Below are 22,496 nucleotides of genomic sequence, written 5' to 3' on the forward strand. Positions count from 1 at the left end.
GTATGGCGAACATAATACCACTTTCGCCCCTTTCTATATGCTACAGCGATTAGCATTTTTCCAAGCGAGCAAAAGCAATCTTTAAACGCTTGCGTCCAACATCGTCAAAGTTCACTTCGATAACGGCCTGCTCACCAGTACCTTCGAGATCGATCACCTTGCCTTCGCCAAACTTAAAGTGCATTACTCGCTGGCCAATACTAAAGCCAGAGTCATGACCAGCCACCGCTCTCACTGGGCGGTTACGACTTTCGCTAATAGCATCTGAGATCCGGTTAGTAAATCGATTTACTGGCGCTGTCACTTGCGCTTTTAGGCGGATCTCTTGTACAAACTCGCTCGGGATCTCTTTGATAAAACGCGATGGCCGCGCGAAATTTTCGCGGCCATAGATACGCCTCGATTCAGCGTAGGTGATATATAGCTGTTTCATGGCGCGGGTCATCCCCACATAACAGAGACGGCGCTCCTCATCGAGCCTATCGCCTTCATCCATCGCCATTTGACTCGGGAAAATCCCCTCTTCGACACCAGACATGAATACCATAGGAAATTCCAAGCCTTTAGCCGAGTGTAATGTCATAAGCTGCACCGCATCGGTAAATGCATCCGCCTGCCCCTCGCCCGCCTCTAGCGCCGCATGGGATAAGAAGGCATTAAGCTCGCCCATATCTTCGAGGTCTTCAGGCATCACAAAAGTACGAGCGGCGGTAACCAGCTCCTCTAAGTTTTCTACTCTTGCGCGAGCCTTTTCACCCTTTTCAGTTTCATACATGGTCTTAAGACCCGACGCTTGGATCACATGGTCTGTCATACGATGTAAGGATTGCTCTTCTGTATCCTGTTGCAACTCAACAATTAGATCCATAAAGCCACGCACCGCATTGGCGGCACGGCCGCTCAGCAGTTTTTCATCGAGTGCACATAAACAGGTTTGCCATAATGTTAGCTCCTGCTGACGCGCCGTAGAGCGCAAAATATCTAAAGTGCGGCCACCTATACCTCTCGCCGGTGTATTAATAATTCGCTCAAACGCGGCGTCATCATTTTTATTGCTGATTAAGCGCAGATACCCCATGGCATCTTTAATCTCTTGGCGCTCGAAGAAACGCAAACCGCCATAGATGCGATATGCCATCCCTTTGTGTAATAACGCTTCCTCTAAAACACGAGACTGGGCGTTAGATCGATAGAGAATGGCACAGTCACTTAAGTTGCCGCCCATATCTTGCCAATCCATGATCCGACCGACGATAAAGCGAGCCTCATCCATCTCATTAAAAGCACAGTAAACCCCAATTGGTTCACCAGCCTTATCTTCGGTCCACAGTTTTTTACCCAGACGTTCTGGGTTATTAGCGATCAATTCGTTCGATGCGTTAAGAATATTGGCACTAGAACGATAATTTTGTTCCAGGCGTATCGTCTGTGCGCGTGGGAAATCGTCTAAGAATTTATGCAGGTTTTCCACCTGTGCGCCGCGCCAGCCATAAATGGACTGATCATCATCACCCACGATCATCACGTTGGCCGTATTGCCCGCAAGCACACGGATCCAGGCATACTGAATCGCGTTGGTATCTTGAAACTCGTCGACGAGAATATTTTTAAATCTGTCTTGATAATGCTCTAAGATATGGGGCTTATTGAGCCATAACTCGTGGGCTCGTAATAAGATTTCGGCGAAATCGACAAGGCCTGCACGATCGCAAGACTCTTGGTAAACCTGATAAATTTTCAGTAAGTTTTGCTCAATAGGAAAGCCACCCGCATCAATATGCTTTGGGCGTAAACCTTGGTCTTTCTTACCGTTAATATAGCCTTGAGCCTGACGCGGAGGATACTGCTTCTCATCAAGATTGAGACTCTTAAGAATCCGTTTAATCAGTCTAAGTTGGTCGTCAGAGTCGAGAATTTGAAAGCTTTGAGGCAAATTGGCATCTTGGTAATGAGTGCGCAACAAGCGATGAGCTAAACCATGGAAGGTACCGATCCACATCCGCCCCATGCTGCTACCACTGACTTTTTCAACACGCTCACGCATCTCAGCCGCCGCCTTGTTGGTAAAGGTCACCGCTAAAATTGAATAAGGACTCTGCTGATACTCTTGCATCAGCCATGCAATACGATGGGTTAGCACTCGTGTTTTACCACTGCCCGCGCCCGCTAACACCAACATGCTAGATTGCGGCGCGCTAACGGCTTCACGCTGTTTGTCGTTTAAACCATCGAGTAAAGAAGATACGTCCATTCTGCCTCCAAAAAATCAGGCTGGAAGTATAACAGGAGCCAAGGTCTAGGTCATACAGATAGCAGGGCTTTATCACTATCTGATTGCATTTACGCTTTGCCAATAACAATCGATAAAAAAATCGGAGCTTCAAGCTCCGATTTTATACCTAGCATGATTCAATGTAAGAGTTAGTCTTTGCTCTCTTCTAAGCCCATACTGTCCATCCAGTGTTCAAAATCCATCATATTGCCTGGCAATACGATCTTGCTGGAATTATTGCTTAAGCCATCAAACTGCTGCAGATACTGAGCACCGAGTTGCATCCGCACCACATTTTTACCGCCCGGTGCGGCAATAACGGCAGCCATTCGCTCGATAGACTCAGCGGTAGCGCTGGCAATGGCCAAGATCTCTTCCGCCTTACCTTCAGCCTCATTTATACGGCGCTGCATTTCACCTTCTGAGCGGTTGACAGTTTCGGCCTGTATACCTTCGGAGCGATTAATCTTACTCTGCTTATCACCTTCACTCTTAGCTAATAATGCGCGGCGTTCACGCTCGGCGTTGACCTGCATTTCCATTGCATTCTTAACGGTTTCGGGTGGCGTAATGTTTTTTATCTCATAGCGATGCACTCTAATGCCCCACATAGAACCAGCCTGATCCAGTACTTCTACAACCTTGGCACTGATCACGTCTCGCTCTTCAAATGTACGGTCCAGATCGAGAGTACCGATCACCGAACGTGTGGTGGTTTGCGCTAACTGGATGGCCGCATATCGGTAATCCGTCACACCATAGCTTGCCTTTACTGGGTCAATCACTGAGATATAGATAACCCCATCCACTTCGACATTGACCTCGTCGCTCGAGAAACACTCTTGTGGAGGTACATCTATGGTCTCCTCTTTAAGGTCATGAACATAGGCGACCTTATCGACAAATGGCACTAAAGCGTGGAAGCCAGCATCCAGAGTCGAATGATATTTCCCCAAACGTTCAACAACACATGCAGACTTAGTCGGCACTAGACGAATTGATTGAAATAATTTAATCAGGAAAATAGCAAAAATGAGTCCCCAAATTCCCATGACAATCAAATCTGTATCGATACCTGCGATCATGAGCGCGCTCCTTTTACTTTGCTAGCACTGTGTGTGACTTGCTCCATGCCTTCAAAAAAACCTTCAAGCTTTGCTATTTCAGTCGGTACAACAGATATATCTGCCTCGTTGAGGATCTTACCTATCTGGACAATAAACTGCTCTTTTAACTGCATGTTCATTGCTTCATTACCGCCATCAAGCGCTAATGCTTGCGAGACTAAGGTCATCGCCTCGGCTTTCGCTTTTGCTATAATAGCGATCTCATGGGCAGTCCCTTTCGCTTCATTAATCCGCTTCTGCTTTTGACCTTCAGAAATATTAATCGCCTCTTGGCGCTCACCTTCCGACAGATTAATCATCGCCGCCTTTTCAGCATTGGCTAAGGTGATCTCTGCGCGCTTACGACGCTCAGCTTCCATCTGCTTTTCAAGCGTATGAATAACCTTGAATGAAGGCGTAATATTCTTAATCTCATAACGCAACACCTTGATCCCCCAAGGATCAGATGCTTTATCAATTTCCCGTACAATTGACTCGTTTAGGCTGTCACGCTCCGAAAAAGTCTGACTCAAACTGAGCTTACCGATTTCCGACCGCATCGTCGTTTGCGCCAGGTTAACGGCGGCGCGGCGATAATCTTCAATACCGTAACTCGCAAGTTTGCCATCCATCACTTTCAAATAAACTAAGCCATCAACTTCTAACTGAGTGTTATCTTTAGAAATACAACTCTGTGGTGGCACATCTAACACTTGCTCACGGGTATCGTGGCGATAAGCGACACGATCGAAGAATGGAATTAAAAAATGAAAACCAGGTTGGAGCACTGTCCGGAACTTGCCGAGACGCTCAATCACATGGACTTCGCGCATTGGGACAATGAGTAACAATTTATAGAGAATAAAGAAAACAAATAATACGATTAACGTAAAAGCGAACATAAATTACATCCTTTTAAAAATCAGCGCAGTTCAATCCTGCTCTGTTAAAGGTTCAACAACCAAAGCGATATTATCACGACATATCACCTTAACCTGAACACCCACAGGGATCTCTGTACCATCACCAAGTGCTGGCCATTCCGTTCCCTGAAATTCAACGCGCCCCTGCTTTTGTGCCGGACCGATCACAGACTTAACCAAGGCTCTTTTATCATAGAGGTCAAACTCCTCATCAGTATTATCGACATGAGAATCACCACCTACTAATTTTTGCGTAAAATGACGAAAACCAAGAAGCAAGATAATCGATGCAATGAACCATAAAGTCATTGCTTGGACCACTCCATCAACCACGCCCACGGCTATAGCACTCGCAACCACAAGACACGCAGCGCCGAGCAGAATAACGATACCACCGGGTAAGATAATTTCTGCCAACATCAATATGATGCCAATTACCACCCAGATATAGATAGGACTCGAAAACTCCATATTTCCCCCTGAAATGAGAGTATCCATAAACTGACTATATCAGCTCCTTTTACTTTTTGCGACATATTATGTCACGTACATATTCAATCAATATGTGAAAAATTTGAGATCATTTTGATCCAACGCACTGTTTATGATTTTGGCATAATAATTAAATCCCTTATACTACGGCGCAATTAGCACCTAAGTGTGAAACACAGTCAATCAATGTACCGCAGAGTACAGATGCTGTTCTCTAAATAAGACCAATCAAAAATAAAAGGTAACCGATGAAGAACTACAAATGGCTAGCACTCACTCTACTCGCCGCCCAGCCAGCAATGGCTGAGGATATGATTCACTGGTGGGACGTAAGTGTTACTGCGCTACATGGTACAAATTACGATTTAGCTGCGTCAGATAGACAAACAACAATAACGTTAGAGACTGCTGGTGCTTGGAAATATGGCGACTGGTATGCGTTCCAAGACTTCATTATGTTCAATGGTTCGAACGTAAGTGAAGATAGCACCACCTACGGTGAAATTTCACCACGCTTCAGCCTGGGCAAAATGTCAGGCAAAGAACTTAAATTTGGCGCGATCACAGACGTATCATTATCATTCACATTTGAAGAGGGTGAAGGTCCAGTAAAGAGTTTCCTTTACGGTGTAGGTGTGGATTTTGCGATTCCATACTTTAGCTATTTTAACCTTAACGCTTATCGCCGTGATGCGATCAGCGACGGTAACAATAGTGATGGCTGGCAGTTAACGCCTGTGTTTAGAATGGACTTCCCTGTAGGCAGCTCAAACATCGTTTTAGACGGCTTTATCGATTGGGTATTCTCAGCTGACAATCAAGGCTACGAAGAAAATATCCACTTCAATCCACAAATTAAGTATGACTTAGGTGCGACCATTTTCGGTGAACTTAAGAAAAATCAACTGTTCGTCGGTGTTGAATATGATTACTGGCAGAATAAGTATGGCGTAGAGGGTATCGACCAAAATACCTATTCGGTTATCGCGCAATATCATTTTTAATAGGCTGTTTGTATCAAAAAAGGCGCCTAGGCGCCTTTTTTATTTGAATCATATTCAAGCTAATTGCAGGGAAGCTTGTAACTGATTAATTAAGCCATTAATTTCTTAGCGGCCGCAACAACGATAGACACAGCACTAGTCTCAGTCTTCTTCATTGTCACTTCATCTGGGATCTCTTGTTGTGTGCGATTAACAATCACACCAGCAACACATGCTGCACGCCAACCTTGACTCGCACACATGGTAAATAGTGTAGATGATTCCATCTCATAGTTAAGTACACCCATCTCTTGCCACTCTTTCATCGAGCCTGCAAAACGACGAGTCACACGGCCTGATACCGTGTCATAACGCTCTTGCCCTGGATAGAATGTATCTGAAGATGCGGTGATACCGATGTGTGGCTCAAGACCCGCTTCACGAGTCGCTTCAACCATAGCGGTAGTACATTCAAAGTTAGCTACCGCAGGAAACTCCATTGGCGCGAAATGTAAGCTTGCACCATCAAGACGTACTGAAGCCTGAGTAACAATAACATCACCCACGTTAACCTGCGGCTGAATTGCACCGGTAGTGCCTACACGTAAGAAGGTATCAACACCTAACTGTGCTAACTCTTCAACAGCGATAGACGTCGAAGGACCGCCTATACCAGTTGAACAGATCACCACTGGTTTGCCATCGATATAAGCAAGATAGCTAGTATATTCGCGGTGACTTGCAAGGAAGGTTGGATTATCCATTAACTCTGCAATACGCTTAACGCGCTCTGGATCACCAGGCACGATTGCAAGCGATGCTCCATCAAGCATCTCTTTGGTCAGGCCTAAATGAAATACATCTGACATTGTGAAAACCCCTTTCATTTTTGATTATAAAATTCTTATAAATTGGACTTTAACCTAGTATCCAAGCTATTAAGGTTAACCCGATCACACTTTTCTAGCCAGTAGTTAGATACTTGGTTGTAAACAATTTACCAAAACATTTTATCTGCAATAACAGCAAATATAGCTACTCTCACCTAGTCTGCCAGTTAATATAGGCGAATTATTCACCGCAGAGTTCGAGATCGAATGCCAAGAGGTTCATCAACGTTACGTTATTATTTTTCAACATAAGAAACAAAAAGGTAGCGAACAAAACAAGGAATTTTTAATTCAGATTTCACGAAGTGAAGTAGATCACAAATCATTAATTAAGGTCAGGATAGGAAGAGAATATGTCACCGAGGATGGCGTGAGATAGTGCAGCGAACCATTCGAATATATTGAGATTTCGCGCTTAATTTTTTCCATTAACTGATGAAAATTTATTGTGTCAGCGTCAGACTTAAGCCCTTCAGTGGCATTATTTAAGATATAAATACTAGGTTAAAAGCGGACAGTGACATCTCTGCCAGCAGCCTTATATAACGTAAAAGACAATATCAACGATTAATCGTTATAGGGCGTTATTCACGCCCTATAACTTAGCGCTGCCGCTAGTTTTACCACTTGGGTGTACAGCTATAAATAATAATCTTTTAACGGTGGAAAACCATTAAAGCATACTGCTGAATAAGTGGTTGTGTAAGCCCCCGCGGTCAACCAATACATACGGTCACCTATCGCCAAATCCTCAGGTAATCCATAGCTATAATGCTCATACATGATGTCGGCACTATCACACGTCGGTCCAGCAATAACGCACTTATCCAATTCACCTTGACGCTCGGTATAGATCGGAAATTTAATCGCCTCATCCATGGTTTCAATCAGACCAGAAAATTTACCCACGTCGGTAAACACCCAACGCTCTAGCGCCGTATGGGACTTCTTACTAATTAACACCACTTCGGATACTAAGATACCCGCATTAGATAATAGAGAACGCCCTGGCTCTAAAATGATCTCGGGCAGTTCATCACCAAAATCCTCTTTTAAAAAATGAGTGATCTGCTCTGCATACATAGCAAGTGCATTGGTTTTATCGAGATAATTAGCTGGGAATCCCCCACCAAGGTTAATCATCTTCAGCGTGATGCCATGCTCTTCACGTAGACGCTCGAAGATGCTTTTCACCTTAGCAATGGCCGAATCCCACGCGCCGATATCACGCTGTTGTGAACCAACATGGAAAGAGATGCCATAGGGAACGAGACCTAACTCTTTAGCCAACACCAAGAGTTCGTATGCCATCTCATTTTGGCAACCAAATTTACGTGATAGTGGCCAATCTGCGGTATGAGTGCCTTCGGTTAAGATACGCACATAAACACGGGCACCTGGCGCTTCTTCAGCTAACATGCGCAGATCAGCTTCTGAATCAGAGGCAAACATACGCACGCCCCTTTCAAAAAACGCGCGCACATCTTTACGTTTTTTGATGGTATTTCCGTAACTGACTCTATCGGTGGTCACGCCAATATTGGTGACCATATCAAGCTCATAAATAGAGGCGATATCGAAGTTTGCCCCTTTGTCACGTAACAAAGACAATACTTCTCTGGCAGGATTCGCCTTAACGGCATAGTAGATACTGGCGTAAGGGAAGTTATGCACCATGTCATCGTATTGTTTCGCAATGATTTTAGTGTCAATTACGACGAAAGGTGTCGGTTTGTCCTGAGCAAATGACTTGATACGGTCAAAGGTAGCTTGGTCATAATACTCATTAACATCAATCGCTTGAAATTGGCTCATCTCGCCAGTATCTCCGTAGCAGAATAAAAATAAATTCGCGTGATTCGGTTAAAAATCGTTGCGAAGTAAACGCTATTTTTCTGAACAGATCAACGAATTTTTATGCTTAATAAATAAGTTTTTATTCCAAAAATATCGATTCGATTTTCGGCTCGATAAAAACCAACTTAAGCGATTAATATTTAAAAGAAATTAGTACGCGTTGTCGAAAGCCTTAATTAGTTTATTTCACCGCCTCCAGCAGGGCTTTTGCCGAATCGACTTGAACGACCTTGATGATCTTAAGTCCATCCAGGCTGATAACCGTTGCCGTCTCTTTGTCACCAGGTAACAACTGAGTCACCTCGCCTTCCTGGTCGAGACCGATAGCGAAGCTAAAATCTCGCATCTTAGGAATGGCAACAAACTTAGCGATAAGCGATGGCATACCGCTGATATCGGCTATATAACGCCAATTGCTCGGCATAGGTGACTCCAAAGACTCAATCGCCTCCTGAATGATCTCACCGCCTTTCATGCCACGGCTAAAGAGTAAAACCTGGGTATCCGAATTGACTTCCAATACAGCTTCATTCTGATCAGTCAGGCTTATCGCCTCGATATGGTCACCTTGGGTTAGGCTGCTGGCAAAGCTGACGGCCGAGAACAGCACGCCCATGGCCAAAACTAGCGCTTTCATAATGCCTCTTTCTAAACAGTTAAGTTAACTTACAGGAAAACAGACTATATCTTATACTGCACCCTATGCCCCCGAATGCATAACAATAGCTTGATGCGCCTCACGCTAATTTTTGCCATGACACAAACTTGAGATATTTGTTATCAAGCCGTTGAAATTTAAGTAACATAGCCACAGTTAACGCAATCATCGTACACCAAGGTATTAGGAAGAGTGCTATGAATGAAAATGGTCTGGAGCAGGAGCTGGCGCAACTGCAGAATGTCTACACCCTGTTGACCGAATTTCTGGTGAAATACAGTTTTCAACTGGTCGGTGCCCTGCTTATCTTCATGCTGGGACTCTGGGTCGCCAACAAGGTCTCCGACCTAGTCGCCAGGCAGTTTGAAAAACATGAGATCGACATTACTCTGAGTAACTTCGTCTCTAATCTAGTGCGGATAATCATCATTATCATGGTCGGTATTATCGCGCTGGGTAAACTGGGGATCAGTATCACCCCTATGGTGGCGGCCATTGGTGCCGCATCATTGGGCGCAGGCTTGGCGCTGCAAGGCATGCTGTCAAACTACGCCGCCGGCGTGACCATCATAGTGACCCGCCCCTTCGTCGTGGGCAACACCATAGAGATCCAAGGCGTTAGTGGTGTCGTCAAGAGTATTCACCTGGGGCTTACCTTGCTGACCAATGAAGAAGGCGAGGTAATTAGCATCCCCAATAAACATATTGTCGGCGAGATCTTGCACAACTCCTTTAGCGACAAGCTGGTCGAGATCCGCTTTAACATCAGCTACAGCAGCGATGCTAACCAAGTGCTCGCCATCGCCCAGCAGGTGCTTGATGCCAACAAAGAGGTTAACCAGGAGCGTCCGCCCCAGATAGGTATCAATGGTTTTAACAGCATAGGCTTAGAGATAGGCTTGCGTTATTGGGTACCCACCAACAGCTACTATCAGAATAAATATCAGGTCAATTTGGAGCTAATCAACGCGCTTCGCCAGGCGGGTATAGAGATCCCCTGCCCGGTACGCGAGATCCATATCGAGCGATAACTTCTTTCATTAGCAACGGGCTCATAGGCCGCGCTGCCACTCCTGACGCAGGGGCACCAGCCCCTGCATCGCCTGATCGACCTGGGCTAACAAGTTATGTTTATCACGACCAAGGATCCCCTTAAGCACTAAGTAATTAGAGGCGTGGTCCGAGCGAAAGATCGTCTTCTCCAGCTCAAGTTCACTCAGCAGCAGCTGCATCTCACTCAATAATCCATGCTGATCCGGCAATCTGAAATCACCATCGAATCCGGCGTCCATACGCGCCTTACCCAAGGGCAGAGTGACCACCAGCGTCGATAGATAGTCGGGCTGTGCCTGGTTCATCAGGCGCGCCGAATTGAGCGCATGCTGCCGGAATAGCTCCACCCCGCCCAAGCCATTGAGTATCATCACAGAGGACTTCATGCCGGCAGCGCGTATACGCTGTAGCGCCAGCAAAGAGGAGTCAAAGGTTTCGCCCTTCTCGATGCGAGCCAGTACCTCATCATCGCCACTCTCACAACCCACGTACAAGAGGCTCAGCCCCAACTCTCTGAGCCGAGCGAGTTGCTCGTCCGTCTTATTGTTAAGATTGCGCGGCAGGCAATAACTACTAATTCGGGTCACCAGTGGCAGATGCTCACGGATCAACAAACAGATAGCCTCAAGCCGCTTAAAAGGCAGACTCATGGCATCGCCATCAGCCAGAAATACCCGAGAAACCGGCACATCGCTTTGCGCCACCCGTTCAATATCCGCTGCAATATTATCCAGTTTTTGTGCACGAAATTGCTTCTGCGGCGCGGTATACATGTCACAGAAGTGACAGCGATTCCAGCTACAACCATTAGTCACTTGAAGAATGAGGGACTTCCATTCCGAAGGTGGTCTGAATAGGGGCTCAATATAATTAATCATTTTTACCTGTCTCAATTCATGGTGAATATGTGAGCACTTTCATAATTTTTGGTATTGGTGTGCCAATCTCGACCTATAAATTGATCTCGTTCAATTTATGTTCAATCAGAGTCAGTAGAATGACTGACGTTAATCTCATTCAGATTAAACTTTTACACCTGTAGGACAATGCCTTCACAGGCTAATTATTGGCTACATCGGCCGACAAACGTGTAGATAATAACATGCAAATAGCACAACAACTGCAAGACAGGCGAGGGAACGTCCTGCATCATGATGAGCATTGGAGCTCAATGAGCGCGGAACAAAAGATGGCCCTTTATAGCCTGCATCGATATGGGTATCGGCTGTTGTTTGTTCGCCATTTGCCTTCGGGTCCACTGGCCGTTATCGCGCAACAAAACCAACTCTCTATCATAGATAGACATGGTGATGTGAACCATAACCCTAAGATCTGCTTACGGGATTAATACCGAGTTATTTAACGAGTATTTAATCGCTTTCAAGCGACCTTTCCCAAACATAAAGGAGCACATTTTGTGCTCCTTTTTATATGCTAACCATTTACTCTAGCTTAGCAACATATCCATATGCGGAATTCCATCCTCAAGGTACACGTCGGAAACCTGCATAAAACCTTGTCTCTGATAGAAATCAGCTAAGTATTCTTGTGCGCCAATCTGAATATTAGCATCGGGCCAATACGCTCTAGCGACCGCGATGGCATTTTGCATCAGCTGATGTGCAACACCGCCACCGCGCCCATATTCTGCGACTAACACCCGGCCAATACTGGCATCTGGGTAGCTCACACCAGGTGCTAAAATACGAGCATAGGCAACAATACGACCTTGCTTATCACAACCTAATAAATGTCTAGTATCCGCTAAACTGTCTTTGCCATCTAGCTCGGGATAAGGGCAATTTTGTTCAACAACGAATACATCAATTCTTAGCTTTATCAACTCATACAATTGCTCGGTAGTTAGCTCTATAAAGCCATAATCATTCCACTGCACAATTTATTCCCTATCGCCACAATGTAATTATCCAGTTTACCCGTAATTTACATTCGTAGACAATCCCTAGGATGCCACCGATTTTCTTATTGCGAGAACCGCAAACACTGCTATCAATAATAAGCTAAACATCATTAAAAATAACGCGCAATAGTGACACTTAGCGATGTTTTGACAAATTCGTAGCTCAACGCTGCAAAACTTTGGACAAAGCTGCTAATATTGGGCCAATTTTTTTAGCTTACTGAGATAGATCAAGATGGGAAGAGCATACCAAAACCGCAAAGAATCTATGGCCAAAACGGCTGGACAAAAAACTAGACTTTACTCTCGTTACGGCAAAGAACTCTATGTTTGTGCTAAAAATGGTGGTTTTGATCCAGACGGTAACCTAGCGCTACGTCAAATGATCGCCAAGGCTAAAAAAGATCAAGTGCCAGCCCATGTTATCGAGCGTGCAATCGAAAAGGCTCGCGGCGGCGGTGGTGAAGACTATGAAACGGCTCGTTATGAAGGTTTTGGTCCTGGTGGCGCTATGGTCATCGTCGACTGCTTAACTGATAACGGTAAACGTACTTTTACCGAAGTCCGTCAGGCATTCGTTAAGAATGATGCCAAACTAGGTAGCCCGGGAACCGTGGGTCACATGTTCGATCACCAAGCTGTATTTGCCTTTAAAGGTGACGATGAAGAAGCGGTATTGGAAGCCCTAATGATGGCCGACGTCGATATCGCCGACATCGAAGTAGAAGATGGCATCATTAGCGTGTTTGCGCCGCACACAGAGTTCAACAAGGCAAAGACAGCCCTTAACGACGCCTTCCCTGACACTGAATTGGAAGTAGAAGAGATTGCCTTCGTGCCACAGACCATGACAGAACTCACCGATCCAGAAGTGATCGCCCAGTTCGAAAAGTTCCAAGCTGCACTGGAAGATTGTGACGACGTACAAAACGTCTACCACAACGCCGACATCAAGGCATAAACATCACCTCTCTCGCCTGTCACTCTGGCCTGAACAATAAAAAGCGATTCGTTTCACGAAAGTAACGAATCGCTTTTTTTTCACCAATCAACCTGTAATTTTTTTGACCTTAGTCAAAGGCTTGGCACTTGTAGTAAGTACTTACCACCCTATCAATTAAACTTTATTCATAGTGCACCTTTAAAAGCCATTTTCGGTGGACTTGAGCCTGTACTCGCCTATCCTTATAGCTAGACCTACAAAAACAATCCAAATCAACCGCACGTGATTTGCCGCTCCTGTTCGGAATGGCTTGTCACGTACAATTGATCAACCAACATGATGAACAGGTAACCTATGAAGTATTCAAAATCGATCATCGCCATCGCACTCACCAGCCTACTTGCCGCCTGTGGTGGAAGTGATGACAAGCCTGAAACACCAAAAACAGGCGTCTTTAGCCTAGGTGTCTCGGACAACCCAGCCGATGCAAAAGTAGTAAACATTGCTTTCAAACAGGTAGTATTAAAAGGTGCGGGTGAACCTATCTCATTCGACGTCTCAGAAGATGGTGAATTAAAGCATGTTGACCTACTCACAGTACAAGGCCAAGAGATAGAAACCTTGGTTCCCGCCCAAACCATCCCGGTCGGTGAATACCAGATGTGCATTTTCATGCAAAGTGATGAAGTGGCTAATGAGAATGGGTCATATGTCATAACAAAGGATGACATTATCCAAGGACTCAATACTAACAGCCAAGGGACCTGTGCAGGCATACAGGGTGAGGTAGGAACAGGTCGCCTCTTCTTCAACAAGGCCTTCACCATTGCCGCTGGCGTGAATGACTTTGTTGCCGAATTCAACCTCTCTAAAGGTCTTCAAGCACCGCACGGCAGCCATGACTACTGGACGCTTAAGCCAACGGCCGTACAGCTAGTGAACAACGCCGAAGTAGGCGCCATTAATGGCCAAATTAGTGATGATGTGATGGCAGCATGTGAAGTGGCAGCTGGAGGCTCTGAGTTTAACCCAGCGGTTTACCTTTACCCAACGGCAACCACGCTTGAAAACATGGTAGACTTCCGCCCTGATGCCGACGTTGTTGAACCACAAGTGGCACCTATTGCCTCTGCACGCGTTAACCCAATTACAGATGATGCTGAAAATGTTACCGGTTACGAGTATGAATTTGGCTTCGTTGCTGCCAATACCTATAGCCTCGGCTATACCTGTGTGGCACAAAATGACGATCCTGAATCAGTTAACACGCCTGAAGATGTCGAAGCACCTTTCTTCCTCCACATTGATGAGCAAGATGTCGTTGTGACTGAAGGCACTACGACAGAACGTCACTTCCCAATGGATTTTGTTCCAGCGACCTAAGTGACATCCTTGTCATAAACATAAAAAAGGCACTCTATTGAGTGCCTTTGCTTTATCTCACCTTAGGTAAATAAAGGGTTCAAATACCTGCAGGGTAGCATTCAAACCTTCAGCCAAGATAAGAATCTCTGCTATCTTTCAAACACATGGTATTTTTCAACACCAAATGTCTTACCTGTGTCATGACAGGTTGCACACGATTCTCCAGTTTTGGTCTTGTACCAAAGTGGATCAGCAACTGCGTCAATTTCACCACCGTGTTGCTTCATATGATTTAACGCCTGCTCATTGCTGTGACAAGCAAAACAGTTGGCAGTTATCGGGCTAGCCATTAAGCCACGCTTACCCTCATGGAATGCACGAGCCAAGATATATTGGTTTGGCACTGCGTATAGATCGATACCGTCGGCATGACACGCCACGCAGTTATCGGCATTCAGCTTGGTCGCTGAATTGCTATCGCCATTGTCATCCACACTGCCCACACCCCAGTGCATGCTGTGTACCATTGGGCCAAAGCCTGGTGCTGATTGCCCTGCAGAGCGATTTTGTCCATTGTTATGACAAGCCACACAATCTAAGCCTCCGGCTTGATAGCTACCATTTTTATGGTAATTGTTTTCACTATTGTGGCAGGTCGTACAGCTATCACTAGTCACGGCATGACGACGTGTATAACCACTTTCCACAGCGAAACTAGGTGCGGTCGTCGCCACGTCAATCTCAAAGTAGTCCGTAGACACGACTTCTGAGTATCCGGTCAACGATACCCCTGTGTATCCAGCTGCATCACTATCTTGCTCACCTAAACCAAAGGTGACTCGGGTGCTGGCAATGAAGTTACCTGACTTAAAATCTGTGCCATCACTACCTTCAAACTCCAGTAACTCAGGGAAACAGATAGAACGTGTACCATCTTCACGCTCAACATACTGCTCAGACCCACGACCAATAGCACGACCTGTGATGGTATTGTTTTCACTGTCATAACCGTGGATATAAGCACCTGCATAGGTCAAAGTATGATCAGCATACAACTCACCGATATTAAGCTGAGTTTCTGTTTCATCAACGACTTCATAAAGCGATAAGTCTGTACAGACAGCACCGACAGAGGTATCAGGCCAAGTAACATCGGCATCCCAATATAAATTGGACGTTTCAGTTCTGTGGTTATTACGAGTCACTTGACGCTCTACTATGCTGCTCTTTATGGCATGCATCTCTCTAACATCAAAGTCAGCATCTGCCGCAAAATTAGCTAGGTCAACAGTCCCGGCGCTATGGCAATCTGTACAACCATTACCGGTGACACTGGTATTAATCACAGGTTCGGCGTGGCAGGTATAACAGTTGGTTGCTTCAAAATCACGCTCAAACTTCTGGTGATTGATGTGGCCAATTTTTTGTAGAGTATTAGTGGCGTAGCCGCCATTCTCATCGGCTCTTGAGACATTGTTATGACACACTAAACATCCAGCAACTAAGTCGGTTTCACCATCAACATTGATTGCGGTGTAACTGGCATGACGGCGTGTACCTTCAGCGTAATTCACATGGCACGACTGACAGGTTTGTGTCGTTGTCGTGTGAATATTTTCTGGCTTACTGACAACAAGCGGCAGACTTCTGGCGATACCGCTATCCTTAGCGCCACCAACACGTAACCACACTATGCCCTCATCGCCTGCAGATAGATTTTCCATTGGCATGACAAAGCTGTAATTTCCTGCATCATTTAGGGTTAAAGAGGCGCCTTCAGGGTTACTGTCCAGCGTCGCGTCGAAGGTTCCATATCCGCCGTTTGTGCCAGCTCCAGCACGACTTAACACTATCCCTTTCTCTGTCTTCGCTGCAAACTTAGTCTCAGCCTTTTTCAATCCATCAATGGCAATACCATTTTCATTGAGAGCTTGAAACTCAAATGAAATCACACCATCAGCAATAACATGATCAATCACCTCAATTGAGGTGACTTCAGAGACGCCAACTGTTGGTGGAGGTGAAGGTAAACCCGGAGCACCATCTTCTCCATCTTGACCGTCCTTACCGTCACTACCACAAGCACTGAGCCCCAAGGCAGCGGCAACAACCAAAGCTAAATAGCGTTTATTTACTATATTCATCGTCATTCCTTATCATTATTTTTTTATGGACCTTATCTCCCCCCTTAATAACAGTAAGAACAAACGCGACGATTTATTGTGAAGCTAAGCACGATTAAGATTTTGAAATTGTTACTTTTTGAATCATCCTTTTGACGATAGTGAAAAAAAACCGAGTAATTAGATCTGAACTAACAGCGTCAAGAAAACATCGGCATCACCAACAATAAGTCATACCAATCAGTATAAGAAAGTGATCGACACAGCGTGTTTTTTGGCAACTCATTCAAGGCGAATGGATGACGGAATGCTTGTTCCCTTGTGAGGCCATTCAACGCAGAAGTAGGAAGCGAAAAACACGCCTAACAAGCGAATTTTAGCACTTATAGCCCTGTGTGAACGAGTTTAAGCCTAGAACAAGCATGCGCTTCACTCGTTGAAAACAACAAGGTCTTGTATGTTCCCGACATGCTTAAGACACTCACTCATACGCGCTAATCTTTAGTACTAAATGGTCGTAGGGCGACACATCTTTATACTCATTGGTATCATACTATGGGTCTGTCTCAAGGTCTGTTTATGCACGCAAAAAGTATGTCGAACCTATGATATCAACTCGGAATTTATTTCAAATTAACTTAAAACTAAACCAAAAGTTACTTGTTTAACACTTGATGTTATAACCCTATATAAAACAGGCATTTAAAATAACTTTTACTGGGAATAAAGAAGAGCGCTGAACGCGCTCTTGATATGTAATGAATTTAAGAACAACAATCTCGACGCCACCAGTTCTTGGGTAGCTTGGCAAGCAATACCTTCAGCATCAAGATGGCTAGGATGATCCCCGAGCCATTAACTATCACAGAAGGCAAGAGGTTGTGCTCTTCTCCAATTTGAGGCATCACTACAAAACCGAAGGTCTCCACCAAATAGTTAACGATAACACCAGAGATAAGAGCAACACCCAAAACGCCGCCGAGATAACCATAGAGGGCGCGCTTACCCAGTTCCTTGGTCACTACACCTAAGGTGGCGATATTTGTCGCAGGGCCCGCCAACATAAACACCAGTACGGCGCCTGGCGATACACCGGCCAGCAGCAGCCCGGCAGCAATTGGAGTAGAGGCGGTAGCGCAGATATACATGGGCACAGAAATCAGCACCATCACCAGCATGGCTAAGATGCCGTCACCCCATTTAGCCATGAAATCCCCCGGCACATAAGTCTGCACTAACGCAGCGAAGAAGAGGCCAATCAACAACCAAACGGTAGTATCACGCACTAGATCGGTAGCGGCATAATGCAAACCTTTACCCATGCGTGCCAGCACTGAAGTGCCCTTGAGCTCAGTGGCCACATCTTTGGTCGATTCACAACAGCTCTCACTTTGGCTATTACTCTGATTAGCCGTATCAGTAGTAGAACAACATGAGCTTACCGGCTCGGGCGTTGCCTTGCTCCCACAGCATGACCCACTCGCGGACTGAGTGGCTGCCGCTGGCTTAATCAAAGCTTCTGGCTTAGCCATAGCACCTGAGCTCGCTGGGCGCATCATCATGGGCGAGGCATCCGCTTTCATTCGCACTGGCGCATTTGACTTGTCGCCACAGCAGCTCGATGACACTTGCTTGTGCAGCGGCTTTTCGACAGGCTTATTACTGCTGCAACAGCTAGTGCTCGCCTCAGAGCCTTTATCTGTCGCACTTTGGTTTGAACTAGCAGGCTGAGCTATATCGCTCACTTTCACCTCGTCATCATCACGGCCCACCAGCAAACCGGCAACGATAGCGCTGCTCACAGCCGCTATCGGTCTGACAATTGCCATGAAGGGGCCAAGCAGCACATAGGAAACACTGACCGAATCGATACCCGTTTCAGGCGTTGAGACCAAAAATGAGGTGGTGGCTGCTTTTGATGCGCCAGAACGACGTAGCCCCACTGCGGCAGGGATCACTCCACAGGAACACAGTGGCAATGGTGCCCCGAGAATCGCGGCTTTTACCGTCGTCTTGAAACCGTGGCCACCGAGCTGTTTTTGCATCCACACCATGGGGACAAACATCTTAAGCATACCGGCCAACACAAGACCCAATAACAACCATGGCGCCGAGTCTAAAAACAGATCAATAAAATTACTTAGTAGCATAATTAACCCTTTACCTTACAACTTGCTTTGTACTCTGTTTGTGCATGCTGATGCGTATGATTCTCACACTTCACCTCGGCAGCATTTGATTCTAGCGCCTCAAGAATAGAGCAATGCTCAGCACTTTCTGGCCCACCACAGCAGGCATCTGACAGACGCTGCAATGACTCTCTAAAATAGTTAAGCTCGGCAATTTTTGCCTCAACATGTTCCAGCTTAATATCGACCATGCCTTTGACATCAGCACAGGCCCAATTGGACTTATCCAGCTCAATAGACAATAACTCGGTGATTTCAGCAAGGGTAAACCCCACGGCTTTAGCACGCAGGATAAAACGCAGCCGCTCAGCATCATCCTCTGTATACATACGATAGCCAGACTCGGTTCGCATCGACGGCGATAGCAAACCATGTTTTTCGTAAAACCTTAAGGTGTCAGCTTTGACATCACACGCTTTTGATAGCTCACCAATGCGGTACATAAATCATCCAATTGAGTTCAAATGGCTGTTGATTAAGTTAAGTATAAACCTTGGAGTTAAATCTAAGGTCAAGGGTTATTATTAGGATTTATCCAGGAGATGCTTGTTCGCGTGGGCGTATTGTGAAATCGCGCAGAAAAAAACAACATGGCATCTCATTTTGCGATAAAATACGCGCGCCGTGATGGACAGTAACAAAAAAATTGAGGGGCTTTTGGAAAGCATAGCCAGCCGATGAAAGGCATGAATGGTTCTGTTTTCCGAAAGATCCTTAAAATAACTACTGGACCCTGTACCCAAAATGAATAATGCCAGACCTATTCGTCGCGCGCTGTTAAGCGTTTCTGATAAAACCGGAATCCTTGAGTTTGCACAAGCCCTGCATGCCCAAGGTGTTGAACTGCTCTCTACTGGTGGCACCGCAGCCCTATTAGCAGACAACGGTGTGCCTGTCATTGAAGTCTCTGACTACACAGGTCACCCCGAGATCATGGATGGGCGCGTTAAAACCTTGCATCCTAAAGTGCACGGCGGCATTTTAGCGCGTCGCGGTATCGATGAGATCGTCATGGAACAGAACGCCATTAAACCTATCGATCTCGTTGCCGTCAATCTTTACCCATTTGCAGAAACCGTCGCCAAAACAGGTTGCACCTTAGCCGATGCCGTTGAGAACATCGATATCGGTGGTCCAACTATGGTGCGCTCGACCGCTAAAAATCATAAAGACACGACCATTATCGTTAACGCCAAAGACTATGATCGAGTGATCAAAGAGATGCAGGCCAATGAAGGTAGCACGACGCTTGAAACCCGTTTTGACCTAGCCATTGCCGCGTTTGAGCATACTGCAGCTTATGACGGCATGATCGCCAACTACTTCGGTACTATGGTGCCGGCACACAGCAAAGATGAGTGTCATAACGATTCTAAGTTCCCGCGCACTTACAACACCCAGTTAATTAAGAAGCAAGACCTTCGCTACGGTGAGAACAGCCATCAGAGCGCCGCATTCTATGTGGATCTGAACATTGACGAAGCTTCTGTTGCTAGTGCAGTACAACTGCAAGGCAAAGCACTTTCTTATAACAACATTGCCGACACCGACGCGGCACTTGAGTGCGTTAAAGAATTTGATGAGCCAGCCTGCGTGATCGTGAAACACGCTAACCCATGCGGTGTAGCGATTGGCAACGACCTATTAGAAGCCTACAACCGCGCCTATCAAACCGACCCAACCTCTGCTTTTGGTGGCATCATCGCCTTTAATGGCGAATTAGATGCTGAAACCGCTAGCGCGATTGTTGAACGTCAGTTTGTTGAAGTGATCATAGCGCCAAGTGTGAGCCAAGCCGCTCGTGACGTTGTCGCCACTAAAGCCAATGTGCGCCTGCTAGAGTGCGGCCAGTGGAACAGTAAGACCACCAGCCTAGACTATAAGCGTGTCAATGGCGGCCTACTGCTGCAAGACCGCGACCAAGGTATGGTTAGTCAAGCCGATGTGACTGTCGTATCAAAACGTCAGCCAACTGAGGCTGAAATGAAAGATCTCATGTTCTGCTGGAAAGTGGCTAAATTTGTTAAATCAAACGCTATTGTCTACGCCAAGAACAGCATGACCATTGGTGTCGGCGCCGGCCAAATGAGCCGCGTATATAGCGCTAAAGTAGCTGGCATTAAAGCCGCAGACGAAAACCTCGAAGTGGTTGGTTCTGTTATGGCATCTGATGCTTTCTTCCCATTCCGTGATGGTATTGATGCCGCAGCTGCTGCTGGTATCAGCTGTATCATCCAGCCAGGCGGATCGATTCGTGACGAAGAGATCATTGCCGCTGCTGATGAGCACGGTATGGCAATGGTATTTACTGGCATGCGTCACTTCCGTCATTAATCACCATTAGATTAGAGCAGCCTACTTTGGCTGCTTTTTTCGTTTAAAGAACAAAATCATTTTATAATTAGAGGGATGGATCAAAATGCAAGTATTGGTTATTGGTGGCGGCGGTCGTGAACATGCTTTAGCATGGAAAGCAGCCCAATCAGCACAAGTTGAAAAAGTCTTTGTTGCACCTGGTAACGCAGGTACCTCTCTAGAGCCAAAATTAGAAAACGTTGCCATTAACGTTGAACAGATCAACGCATTAGTTGAATTTGCTCAAGCAAACAAAATTGAACTCACCATCGTTGGTCCGGAAGTGCCATTGTCTCTAGGCGTGGTCGATGCATTCAATGAAGCTGGTCTACCTATCTTTGGCCCAACACAAGGTGCTGCGCAGCTAGAGTCCTCTAAAGCGTTCACCAAAGATTTCTTAGCACGCCATAATATTCCGACGGCTGCCTACGCGAACTTTACCGAAATTGAGCCAGCCAAAGCTTACGTTGTTGAAGTCACGGCAAAAACAGGCTACCCAATCGTCATCAAAGCTGACGGCTTAGCGGCAGGTAAAGGGGTGATTATCGCCCAAGACCAAAGCGAAGCAGATGCGGCAATTGAAGATATGCTCGCAGGCAATATGTTTGGTGAAGCAGGCTCACGAGTCGTGATCGAAGAGTTTTTAAAAGGTGAAGAAGCCAGCTTTATCGTGATGGTTGATGGGCAGAACATTCTTGCCATGGCCAGCAGCCAAGATCATAAAGCGCGCGACAATGGTGACAATGGCCCTAACACGGGCGGTATGGGCGCCTATTCACCTGCACCAGTTGTCACCCAAGCCGTTCACGAGTGGACTATCGCTAATGTGATTCGCCCAACCGTTGATGGCATGGCGGCTGAAGGCAATGTTTACACAGGTTTCCTTTATGCTGGCCTAATGATCTCACCCGATGGCAGCGCTAAGGTACTTGAATACAACTGCCGCTTTGGCGACCCAGAGACTCAACCTATCATGATGCGTCTGAAATCTGATTTAGTTGAACTTTGCCTAGCGGCGACTCGCGGCGAGCTAGACCAAGTGACAGCCGAATTTGATTCACGTGCTGCCGTTGGTGTGGTATTGGCCGCAGGCGGATACCCAGATGCTTACCGTAAGCACGATGTGATTGACGGGCTAAGCCTAGGTAACAACGACGCCAAAGTATTCCATGCGGGCACATCGATGAAAGAGGGCCATGTGGTTACTAATGGTGGACGCGTGTTATGTGCAACTGCTTTAGGTAATACAGTGACAGAGGCGCAAAAAGCCGCCTATGCCTTAGTTGATGAGATTCACTGGGACGATGTCTACTTCCGCACCGATATCGCTTACCGCGCTATCGCTCGCGAAAGTTAAAGCAACACC

General features: G+C 46.1%; 19 protein-coding genes. 7 read left to right on the forward strand and 12 right to left on the reverse strand.

What is annotated here, in order from left to right:
• Window positions 1-49 precede the first annotated feature (49 nt).
• From uvrD to K0I62_RS17120, 4 genes are all read right to left on the reverse strand, one after another.
• Window positions 50-2,251, reverse strand: coding sequence for a DNA helicase II (uvrD, locus tag K0I62_RS17105; RefSeq protein ID WP_220069243.1), 2,202 nt, complete (start codon window positions 2,249-2,251; stop codon window positions 50-52).
• A 170-nt stretch (window positions 2,252-2,421) separates the two neighbouring features.
• Window positions 2,422-3,357, reverse strand: a complete 936-nt coding sequence (locus tag K0I62_RS17110; RefSeq protein ID WP_220069244.1) for an SPFH domain-containing protein — start codon at window positions 3,355-3,357, stop codon at window positions 2,422-2,424.
• A complete protein-coding gene (locus K0I62_RS17115) occupies window positions 3,354-4,280 on the reverse strand; it encodes an SPFH domain-containing protein (protein ID WP_220069245.1) in 927 nt (308 codons plus the stop codon). Before K0I62_RS17115 ends, K0I62_RS17110 begins: the two co-directional genes overlap by 4 nt.
• Window positions 4,281-4,310: 30 nt before the next feature.
• Window positions 4,311-4,772 carry an NfeD family protein gene (locus K0I62_RS17120; protein WP_220069246.1) on the reverse strand — a complete coding sequence of 154 codons (462 nt, stop codon included), beginning with the start codon at window positions 4,770-4,772 and terminating at the stop codon, window positions 4,311-4,313.
• 269 nt (window positions 4,773-5,041) lie between these two features.
• On the opposite strand from K0I62_RS17120, the gene K0I62_RS17125 reads away from it, so the two are divergent.
• Complete coding sequence (locus tag K0I62_RS17125; protein WP_220069247.1) at window positions 5,042-5,797, forward strand: outer membrane protein OmpK; 756 nt, start codon at window positions 5,042-5,044, stop codon at window positions 5,795-5,797.
• An 89-nt stretch (window positions 5,798-5,886) separates the two neighbouring features.
• Here the strand turns inward: K0I62_RS17125 and udp are convergent, their stop codons facing one another.
• The 3 genes from udp to K0I62_RS17140 all read right to left on the reverse strand — a co-directional run bounded on the left by udp (window position 5,887) and on the right by K0I62_RS17140 (window position 9,160).
• Window positions 5,887-6,645: a uridine phosphorylase gene (gene udp / locus K0I62_RS17130; protein WP_220069248.1), complete on the reverse strand. Its 759-nt coding sequence runs from the start codon at window positions 6,643-6,645 to the stop codon at window positions 5,887-5,889.
• Window positions 6,646-7,305: 660 nt separating this feature from the next.
• Window positions 7,306-8,481 carry a type III PLP-dependent enzyme gene (locus tag K0I62_RS17135; protein ID WP_220069249.1) on the reverse strand — a complete coding sequence of 392 codons (1,176 nt, stop codon included), beginning with the start codon at window positions 8,479-8,481 and terminating at the stop codon, window positions 7,306-7,308.
• Between the two features lie 223 nt (window positions 8,482-8,704).
• Window positions 8,705-9,160: a hypothetical protein gene (locus tag K0I62_RS17140; protein WP_220069250.1), complete on the reverse strand. Its 456-nt coding sequence runs from the start codon at window positions 9,158-9,160 to the stop codon at window positions 8,705-8,707.
• 218 nt (window positions 9,161-9,378) lie between these two features.
• Between K0I62_RS17140 and K0I62_RS17145 the strand changes: the two genes are divergently transcribed.
• On the forward strand, window positions 9,379-10,212 hold the full coding sequence (locus K0I62_RS17145; protein ID WP_220069251.1) for a mechanosensitive ion channel family protein: 834 nt from the start codon (window positions 9,379-9,381) through the stop codon (window positions 10,210-10,212).
• Window positions 10,213-10,233: 21 nt separating this feature from the next.
• Here the strand turns inward: K0I62_RS17145 and K0I62_RS17150 are convergent, their stop codons facing one another.
• Complete coding sequence (locus tag K0I62_RS17150; protein ID WP_220071436.1) at window positions 10,234-11,112, reverse strand: radical SAM protein; 879 nt, start codon at window positions 11,110-11,112, stop codon at window positions 10,234-10,236.
• Window positions 11,113-11,405: 293 nt separating this feature from the next.
• Between K0I62_RS17150 and K0I62_RS17155 the strand changes: the two genes are divergently transcribed.
• Entirely contained in the window at window positions 11,406-11,582 is a 177-nt protein-coding gene (locus K0I62_RS17155) for a hypothetical protein (RefSeq protein WP_258405034.1), read from the forward strand.
• A gap of 99 nt (window positions 11,583-11,681) precedes the next feature.
• Here K0I62_RS17155 and K0I62_RS17160 read toward each other — a convergent pair whose 3' ends face one another.
• The gene (locus K0I62_RS17160; RefSeq protein WP_220069253.1) at window positions 11,682-12,131 is read right to left on the reverse strand and encodes a GNAT family N-acetyltransferase; all 450 of its coding nucleotides are present in this window, start codon (window positions 12,129-12,131) and stop codon (window positions 11,682-11,684) included.
• 259 nt (window positions 12,132-12,390) lie between these two features.
• Between K0I62_RS17160 and K0I62_RS17165 the strand changes: the two genes are divergently transcribed.
• Window positions 12,391-13,116: a YebC/PmpR family DNA-binding transcriptional regulator gene (locus K0I62_RS17165; RefSeq protein ID WP_033539509.1), complete on the forward strand. Its 726-nt coding sequence runs from the start codon at window positions 12,391-12,393 to the stop codon at window positions 13,114-13,116.
• Window positions 13,117-13,452: 336 nt separating this feature from the next.
• Window positions 13,453-14,481 carry a DUF4382 domain-containing protein gene (locus K0I62_RS17170; protein ID WP_220069254.1) on the forward strand — a complete coding sequence of 343 codons (1,029 nt, stop codon included), beginning with the start codon at window positions 13,453-13,455 and terminating at the stop codon, window positions 14,479-14,481.
• A gap of 131 nt (window positions 14,482-14,612) precedes the next feature.
• Here the strand turns inward: K0I62_RS17170 and K0I62_RS17175 are convergent, their stop codons facing one another.
• The 3 genes from K0I62_RS17175 to zntR all read right to left on the reverse strand — a co-directional run bounded on the left by K0I62_RS17175 (window position 14,613) and on the right by zntR (window position 19,218).
• A complete protein-coding gene (locus tag K0I62_RS17175) occupies window positions 14,613-16,607 on the reverse strand; it encodes a multiheme c-type cytochrome (RefSeq protein WP_220069255.1) in 1,995 nt (664 codons plus the stop codon).
• Between the two features lie 743 nt (window positions 16,608-17,350).
• Window positions 17,351-18,736 (reverse strand): SO_0444 family Cu/Zn efflux transporter, encoded by a 1,386-nt coding sequence (locus K0I62_RS17180; RefSeq protein WP_220069256.1) that lies wholly within the window; start codon window positions 18,734-18,736, stop codon window positions 17,351-17,353.
• Between the two features lie 2 nt (window positions 18,737-18,738).
• Window positions 18,739-19,218: a Zn(2+)-responsive transcriptional regulator gene (gene zntR / locus K0I62_RS17185; RefSeq protein WP_220069257.1), complete on the reverse strand. Its 480-nt coding sequence runs from the start codon at window positions 19,216-19,218 to the stop codon at window positions 18,739-18,741.
• A gap of 301 nt (window positions 19,219-19,519) precedes the next feature.
• Here zntR and purH point away from each other — a divergent pair, with 301 nt between their 5' ends.
• Entirely contained in the window at window positions 19,520-21,109 is a 1,590-nt protein-coding gene (gene purH / locus K0I62_RS17190) for a bifunctional phosphoribosylaminoimidazolecarboxamide formyltransferase/IMP cyclohydrolase (protein ID WP_220069258.1), read from the forward strand.
• 85 nt (window positions 21,110-21,194) lie between these two features.
• Window positions 21,195-22,487, forward strand: a complete 1,293-nt coding sequence (gene purD / locus K0I62_RS17195) for a phosphoribosylamine--glycine ligase (protein WP_220069259.1) — start codon at window positions 21,195-21,197, stop codon at window positions 22,485-22,487.
• Window positions 22,488-22,496: the final 9 nt, after the last annotated feature.

It is taken from the genome of Shewanella psychrotolerans, assembly GCF_019457595.1.
GTDB lineage: Bacteria > Pseudomonadota > Gammaproteobacteria > Enterobacterales > Shewanellaceae > Shewanella > Shewanella psychrotolerans.

Excerpts from the sequence above, each read along its gene's own strand:
- K0I62_RS17140 (WP_220069250.1), bottom strand. The coding sequence starts at position 9,160 with ATGAAAGCGCTAGTTTTGGCCATGGGCGTGCTGTTCTCGGCCGTCAGC.
- K0I62_RS17135 (WP_220069249.1), bottom strand. The coding sequence starts at position 8,481 with ATGAGCCAATTTCAAGCGATTGATGTTAATGAGTATTATGACCAAGCT.
- zntR (WP_220069257.1), bottom strand. The coding sequence starts at position 19,218 with ATGTACCGCATTGGTGAGCTATCAAAAGCGTGTGATGTCAAAGCTGAC.
- K0I62_RS17150 (WP_220071436.1), bottom strand. The coding sequence starts at position 11,112 with ATGATTAATTATATTGAGCCCCTATTCAGACCACCTTCGGAATGGAAG.
- K0I62_RS17155 (WP_258405034.1), top strand. The coding sequence starts at position 11,406 with ATGAGCGCGGAACAAAAGATGGCCCTTTATAGCCTGCATCGATATGGG.
- K0I62_RS17145 (WP_220069251.1), top strand. The coding sequence starts at position 9,379 with ATGAATGAAAATGGTCTGGAGCAGGAGCTGGCGCAACTGCAGAATGTC.
- K0I62_RS17170 (WP_220069254.1), top strand. The coding sequence starts at position 13,453 with ATGAAGTATTCAAAATCGATCATCGCCATCGCACTCACCAGCCTACTT.
- K0I62_RS17115 (WP_220069245.1), bottom strand. The coding sequence starts at position 4,280 with ATGTTCGCTTTTACGTTAATCGTATTATTTGTTTTCTTTATTCTCTAT.
- K0I62_RS17120 (WP_220069246.1), bottom strand. The coding sequence starts at position 4,772 with ATGGAGTTTTCGAGTCCTATCTATATCTGGGTGGTAATTGGCATCATA.
- udp (WP_220069248.1), bottom strand. The coding sequence starts at position 6,645 with ATGTCAGATGTATTTCATTTAGGCCTGACCAAAGAGATGCTTGATGGA.
- purD (WP_220069259.1), top strand. The coding sequence starts at position 21,195 with ATGCAAGTATTGGTTATTGGTGGCGGCGGTCGTGAACATGCTTTAGCA.
- uvrD (WP_220069243.1), bottom strand. The coding sequence starts at position 2,251 with ATGGACGTATCTTCTTTACTCGATGGTTTAAACGACAAACAGCGTGAA.
- K0I62_RS17175 (WP_220069255.1), bottom strand. The coding sequence starts at position 16,607 with ATGAATATAGTAAATAAACGCTATTTAGCTTTGGTTGTTGCCGCTGCC.
- K0I62_RS17125 (WP_220069247.1), top strand. The coding sequence starts at position 5,042 with ATGAAGAACTACAAATGGCTAGCACTCACTCTACTCGCCGCCCAGCCA.
- K0I62_RS17180 (WP_220069256.1), bottom strand. The coding sequence starts at position 18,736 with ATGCTACTAAGTAATTTTATTGATCTGTTTTTAGACTCGGCGCCATGG.
- K0I62_RS17165 (WP_033539509.1), top strand. The coding sequence starts at position 12,391 with ATGGGAAGAGCATACCAAAACCGCAAAGAATCTATGGCCAAAACGGCT.
- purH (WP_220069258.1), top strand. The coding sequence starts at position 19,520 with ATGAATAATGCCAGACCTATTCGTCGCGCGCTGTTAAGCGTTTCTGAT.
- K0I62_RS17110 (WP_220069244.1), bottom strand. The coding sequence starts at position 3,357 with ATGATCGCAGGTATCGATACAGATTTGATTGTCATGGGAATTTGGGGA.